The organism is Daejeonella sp. (assembly GCF_046590655.1).
Classification (GTDB): domain Bacteria; phylum Bacteroidota; class Bacteroidia; order Sphingobacteriales; family Sphingobacteriaceae; genus Daejeonella.
Window position 1 is genome coordinate 47,256 of sequence record NZ_JBKJUM010000170.1, and the last position, 6,178, is coordinate 53,433.

Below are 6,178 nucleotides of genomic sequence, written 5' to 3' on the forward strand. Positions count from 1 at the left end.
CTTGAATAAAATTACAAGCCCTCCGATTTGTCGGGGGGCTTTTTTATTATGGGATACTTATATTACACTCTTCAAAAATGAGATTCAAACAGCTTGAAAAAATGAACAAAAATGTATCAGTATTAATTTTAGTTTACAGTATTTTTTTTACTGGCCGACTATATTCTCAAACGTTTACAGTGGAGTCAGTTTTGTCCTATCCATTTCCTTCCGAACTTACAAGCAGTGCTTCAGGTTCTAAAATAGCCTGGGCATTAAATGAGCAAGGCAGAAGAAATATTTACGTTGCAGAAGCACCAGATTTTACTCCCAAAAAAATTACAGAATATACTAAAGATGATGGACAAGAGCTTACCAGCTTATCGATCTCATCTGATGGCAAATGGATTGTTTTTGTACGCGGAGGCGACCACGGAGGCAGCAACTCTTCAATGCCCGTTAATGCTGCATTCGATCCAATAGAGGCAAAAGTGCAGATTCTGAGTATTTCTTTCGAGGGTGGAAAAACTAATGTTCTTGCTGAAGCAGATGAACCCATCATATCACCAGCCAGCGACCTCGTTTTGTTCTCAAGGGGCGGACAGGTCATGAGCGTTCCTATTGATGGTTCTGCCGGAGCCAAATCGTTATTTTACGCAAGAGGCTCGACAGGCTCGTTAAGCTATTCTCCTGACGGTAGTAAAATTGCCTTCGTATCGTCGCGAGGTGATCACTCATTTATCGGTGTATATTCAGATGAACAAAGCCCTATCAATTGGATCGAGCCTGCTTTCTCGAGAGATAATTCCCCTCGTTGGTCACCTGATGGTAAGAGTCTGGCGTTCGTCAGAATGCCTGGAACTGGCGGTAAAACTGATTCCATTTTTGCCAGAAGACATCAACCATGGACAATCTGGACAGCCAATGTTGCAAGTGGCAAGGGTATGCCAATATGGAAGGCACCTGAAACTCTCGAAGGATCTGTGCCATCAACGCAGGGCGGAACCAATCTTCATTGGGCTGCTTCTAATAGAATAGTATTTGTGTCCTACCAGGATGGGTGGCCGCATTTATACTCGGTAGACACAAAAGGTGGCAAAGAGGTCTTACTCACGCCCGGTAATTTCATGGTGGAACAGATTCGTTTGAGTAATGATGGAAAGTGGCTGGTTTTCGCTGCGAATGCAGGAAGTGATGCTTCAGATATTGATCGCAGGCATATAGTGAAAGTACCGGTAGACCGGGCCCGAATGGAAATCCTTACTCCTGGTGACGGAATAGAAGCCTATCCTGTAATAACCGGAGACAATACCACTATCGCGTTTCTTAGCTCAACAGCACAAAGGCCTTTGTTGCCAGCAGTTATGAGTTTTGAGAAAGGGCCGGTCAGACTTCTTGGACAAAATTTGATCCCTGCAAGTTTCCCGCTAACTCAGCTGGTAATCCCAAAGCACCTTACTTTTAAGGCACCTGACGGGCAAACCGTTTATGGGCAATTGTTTGAGCCAAAAAATGCAGGCTCTGGAAAAAGGCCGGCGGTGGTATATGTACATGGCGGGCCTCAACGTCAGATGGTTCTTGGCTGGCATTTTATGGATTATTATGCGATTGATTATGGCTTAAACCAATATCTGGCAAATCTCGGCTTTACAGTACTATCAGTTAATTATCGCCTTGGCATCGGTTATGGGTATAAGTTTCAAAAAGCTTTAAATGCAGGTGCCATGGGCGCTTCAGAATACCAGGATGTAAAAGCGGCTGCTGAGTGGCTTGCAAAACAGCCGAATATAGATTCAAAGAAGATTGGCATTTACGGAGGCTCTTATGGAGGATATCTTGTAGCCTTAGGTCTTGGAAAAGATTCCCAACTCTTTGCTGCGGGAGTTGATATTCATGGTGTTAATAATCGTTTCGCCAGTTCTAATCAAACAACCAGGGAACCAGCTCCAGATCAGGAACTCTATGAAAAGGCAGTAATAAGTTCCTCTCCTGTTACTTATCTTGATACATGGACCTCTCCTACCTTAATTATACATGCTGATGACGATAGAAACGTAAACTTCAGCCAAAGCGTAGACCTGGCCAGACGATTTGAAGACAAGAAGTTTGATTTTGAATATCTCGCTATTCCTGATGATACCCACCACTGGATGAAGTACTCTAATGGGGTAAAGGTAAGCGAGGTAACGGCGGATTTTTTGAGAAGGAAACTAATGAAATAGTGGAGAGTGGAGAATGGAAAGTTGCAACGGGTTGATTCTCCACTCTCCATTAATCAAACTGCATAAAAAACCCTATTCCCCACCTCCAAGTCCGGCAGTTTTAAAGGAGATTCAAATATGCCAAATACAGAAGCGCCACTACCGCTCATTGAAGCGTATATAGCTCCTGCCTTATAAAGGGAGTCCTTGATAAATCCTATTTCTGGGAATCTTTTGATAATGCCAGGCTCGAAATCGTTTACAACAGAAGACTTCCAGGTGAAAATATTATTTCCTATTAAGTCTTTGAGACTTTTAGCGGCAGGTTTCGGAACTATGCCTACAAATGCTTCGGAAGTGGCGACGTGTAAAGCAGGCATAACAAGTACCAGAAAATACTTACTCAGGTCTAACCGAATTTTCTCAAATTTATCTCCCTTACCGGTAGCAAATACCGGTTTGTTTTGAATAAAAAAAGGACAGTCTGCACCGAGTTGCGACGCATAATGCTCCATTTCCTCCGCTTTTAGGTTTAAGAAGAACTTGTCGTTCATCAACTTTATGAAAAATGATGCGTTAGCAGAGCCCCCGCCCAATCCTGCGCCAATTGGAATATTCTTGTGAAGATGTATATGAACGGTGGGCAGCTTTAAGTCTCGCGAAAGCAGTTCGTATGCCTTAAGGCAAATGTTACTTTGTGATCCGCCTGGTATTTCTAACCCGCTGGAAGTAAATGAAAAATCTTCTGCCTCCACAACTTCGAGCACATCCTTTATCATTATTGGATAGAATATTGTCTCAAGATCATGATAGCCGTCGGCTCTCTTACTGACAATATTCAATCCTATGTTTATTTTGGCGTTTGGAAACACTATCATATTGTGAACATCACATATAGTTTTGAACAAAAATAGGATGGCAAAAATACATTTATTTTATTTGCACTGTAAACGTTGCACATTTAAGTTGCCAGCTGTCAGTTACCCGTTACCAGACTGGAGACTTAGCTGGGCGCCCAGCCTGGTAACTGGCAACGGGCAACTGGTAACACGTACTGGTAAACGGGCAAAGACTGCCAACGACTAAAACTAATTGAAGGAATGAAACAATACCTCAACCTAATGCAGCACGTGCTCGAAAACGGCATCCAAAAGCATGACCGCACCGGCACAGGGACGATAAGTGTTTTTGGATACCAGATGCGGTTCGACTTGCAGAAAGGTTTTCCTTTGGTTACTACAAAGAAGGTTCATTTACGATCGATCATCCATGAGCTAATCTGGTTTTTAAAGGGTGAAACGAATATCAGATACCTTAAAGAAAATGGGGTAAGTATTTGGGATGAGTGGGCCGACGAGAATGGAGAATTAGGTCCGGTGTACGGATCGCAGTGGCGGTCCTGGCCAAAACCTGACGGGGGCCATATTGATCAGATCACTGCCATTATAAACCAGATTAAAACAAATCCTGATTCCAGAAGGATAATTGTGTCAGCCTGGAATGTTGCTGAGATTGAAAACATGGCCCTTCCGCCTTGTCATAGCTTCTTTCAGTTTTATGTGGCTGAGGGAAAGTTAAGCTGCCAGCTTTATCAGCGCAGTGCTGATATTTTCCTTGGAGTACCTTTTAACATTGCTTCCTATGCCTTGCTCACAATGATGGTGGCTCAGGTGTGCGACCTGAAGGCAGGAGATTTTGTTCATACACTTGGGGATGCCCATTTATATAATAATCACCTCGATCAAACCAAACTTCAATTGAGCCGGGATTCCCGCCCGCTTCCGCAAATGAAATTAAATCCTGAGGTAAAGGATATTTTTGATTTCCAGTTCGAAGACTTCACGCTGGAGAATTATGATCCACATCCTCACATTAAAGGAGCTGTGGCCATATGAAACCTGCATGAGCTTACCGCTCACACAACGACATGAATATAAGCTCATGCAAGCTTCATCGCCATTAAAAACAATTATATAAAGATGAAAATCAGCCTTATAGTAGCTGTCGATGAGAACAACGGTATCGGAAAGGACAATCAGTTACCCTGGCACCTTCCTGCTGATCTGAAGCATTTTAAAAACCTGACTACAGGTCATCCTATAATAATGGGCCGGAAAACCTTCGAGTCTATTGGAAAAGCACTGCCCAACCGACATAATATTGTGATTAGCCGTCAAAGTGATTATTTGGCTGAAGGAGTTACTGTAGTTTCTTCTTTAACTCAGGCATTTGCCCTTTGCGAAGACCATGATGAAGCATTTATAATTGGCGGCGCAGAGATTTTTATGCTGGCCTTACCTCTGGCTAATGTGCTATACCTGACTATTATCCATCATCAATTTAATGCTGATACATTCTTTCCCAAAATTGGTACAAAGAGCTGGTTAAACGCAGAAAGTAGCACACATGAGCCAGATGAAAAGAATATGTATGCTTACACTTTTATCAAATACCTAAGAGCCTGAAATAATACCCATAATTCTGCTTCAAAGAATTCTTAAAAACAAAAATTTAACTAGCTTTGCCGTCTTAACCAAAACAGGGTAAATCAATATTTTTATACAATTAAAATCAAATGCAAGGTAAAGGACTAATTAAATTCGCCGCAATAGCATTAACGCTTGCGTGTTTGTATTCACTCTCATTCACCTGGATCGCGAATAAAGTTGAAAAGGATGCACGTGAGTTTGCAAACGGTAACCAAGCTAAGGAAAAGGTTTACCTTGATTCTGTAGCTTCACTGCCTGTTTTCAGCAGCCTGGATTATATTACGTACCAATATGCCAAAGAGCGCGAGATTCCATTGGGATTGGACCTAAAAGGCGGTATGAACGTAACCATGGAAATCGCTTTAAGTGACATGGTGCGTAATCTGGCTAACAATAACACGGATGCAAACTTCAACGCAGCTATTAGGAATGCAGAAGCAGCGGTTGCGAGTGGCGAAAATGATTTCATTGCTGCCTTTCGTAGCGAATTTGAAAAATTAAGCCCAAGCAGTAAGCTTGCTCCTTTATTTGCTACTAAAGAGAATTCAGGTAATCTAAAGGCTGATGCTTCCAATCAGGAAGTAATCGACTTTCTAAGGAAATCGGCTGACGGTGCTATTGATCTTTCATTTAATATCCTGCGGACTCGTATCGACAAATTTGGAGTTACTTCGCCAAATATTCAAAAGCAGCAGGGTACAAACAGGATTCTTATCGAACTTCCCGGTGTATCTGATCAGGACCGTGTTCGTAAATTATTACAAGGTTCTGCTAAACTTGAATTCTGGGAAACTTACGATAACACCGAAATTTTCCCCCTTCTTCAAAACATAAATGGTATCCTGGCATCTACAAGCAAAACTACTGACACAACAGCGGCGGCGGCAGTTCAGGATACCGCAACAAGTAAACTTGCAGCTTTAGGCAAAAAAGACACAACTGGTAAAGTAGATAGCACAGCAGCATTCAACAAACTTCAGGCTGAGCAGGCTAAATTGAATCCTTTGTTTTCCGTTTTAAATCCGGCTACATTCCAGGGACCAGAAGGTCAGCCTAGTCTTCGTCCCGGCCCGGTAGTTGGTTATGCAGCTTTAAAAGATACTGCCAGAGTAAATGCTTACCTTCAATCACCACAGATAAAATCTATTATTCCATCAAACATGAAATTGTATTGGGGAGTTAAACCTATCTCTCCCGATAGCAAAGTGTTTGAATTATATGCGTTAAAATCAAGCGGCCTTGCAGGCGGTCCCGCTTTGGAAGGTGATGTGATTTCTGATGCGCGTTCTGATTACGATCAGAGGGGAAATGCGGAAGTGGTGATGATTATGAATACGGAAGGCGCCCGTGCATGGAGAACACTGACCGCCAATGCTTCAGCCGATCCTAACAATAAAAAAAGTGTTGCCATAGTACTTGATGACTTGGTTTATTCTGCTCCGACGGTTCAAGGTGAAATTCCAAACGGGATATCGTCAATCAACGGAAACTTTAAAATAGAAGATACCC

The 6,178-nt window shown here is 42.4% G+C and carries 5 protein-coding genes; 4 read left to right on the forward strand and 1 reads right to left on the reverse strand.

Annotation, left to right across the window (positions count from 1 at the left end; genetic code table 11):
* Positions 1–101: 101 nt before the first annotated feature.
* Complete coding sequence (locus ACLL8Z_RS15360) at positions 102–2,201, forward strand: S9 family peptidase (protein WP_411275677.1); 2,100 nt, start codon at positions 102–104, stop codon at positions 2,199–2,201.
* 53 nt (positions 2,202–2,254) lie between these two features.
* Here the strand turns inward: ACLL8Z_RS15360 and ispE are convergent, their stop codons facing one another.
* On the reverse strand, positions 2,255–3,058 hold the full coding sequence (ispE, locus tag ACLL8Z_RS15365; protein WP_411275678.1) for a 4-(cytidine 5'-diphospho)-2-C-methyl-D-erythritol kinase: 804 nt from the start codon (positions 3,056–3,058) through the stop codon (positions 2,255–2,257).
* A gap of 222 nt (positions 3,059–3,280) precedes the next feature.
* Between ispE and ACLL8Z_RS15370 the strand changes: the two genes are divergently transcribed.
* From ACLL8Z_RS15370 to ACLL8Z_RS15380, 3 genes are all read left to right on the forward strand, one after another.
* Positions 3,281–4,075: a thymidylate synthase gene (locus tag ACLL8Z_RS15370; RefSeq protein WP_411275679.1), complete on the forward strand. Its 795-nt coding sequence runs from the start codon at positions 3,281–3,283 to the stop codon at positions 4,073–4,075.
* Positions 4,076–4,159: 84 nt separating this feature from the next.
* Positions 4,160–4,645, forward strand: coding sequence for a dihydrofolate reductase (locus ACLL8Z_RS15375; protein WP_411275680.1), 486 nt, complete (start codon positions 4,160–4,162; stop codon positions 4,643–4,645).
* 110 nt (positions 4,646–4,755) lie between these two features.
* Positions 4,756–6,178: SecDF P1 head subdomain-containing protein (locus tag ACLL8Z_RS15380; RefSeq protein ID WP_411275681.1), on the forward strand; the 1,423-nt coding region annotated here is incomplete at its 3' end.

Excerpts from the sequence above, each read along its gene's own strand:
- ispE (WP_411275678.1), bottom strand. The coding sequence starts at position 3,058 with ATGATAGTGTTTCCAAACGCCAAAATAAACATAGGATTGAATATTGTC.
- ACLL8Z_RS15375 (WP_411275680.1), top strand. The coding sequence starts at position 4,160 with ATGAAAATCAGCCTTATAGTAGCTGTCGATGAGAACAACGGTATCGGA.
- ACLL8Z_RS15370 (WP_411275679.1), top strand. The coding sequence starts at position 3,281 with ATGAAACAATACCTCAACCTAATGCAGCACGTGCTCGAAAACGGCATC.
- ACLL8Z_RS15360 (WP_411275677.1), top strand. The coding sequence starts at position 102 with ATGAACAAAAATGTATCAGTATTAATTTTAGTTTACAGTATTTTTTTT.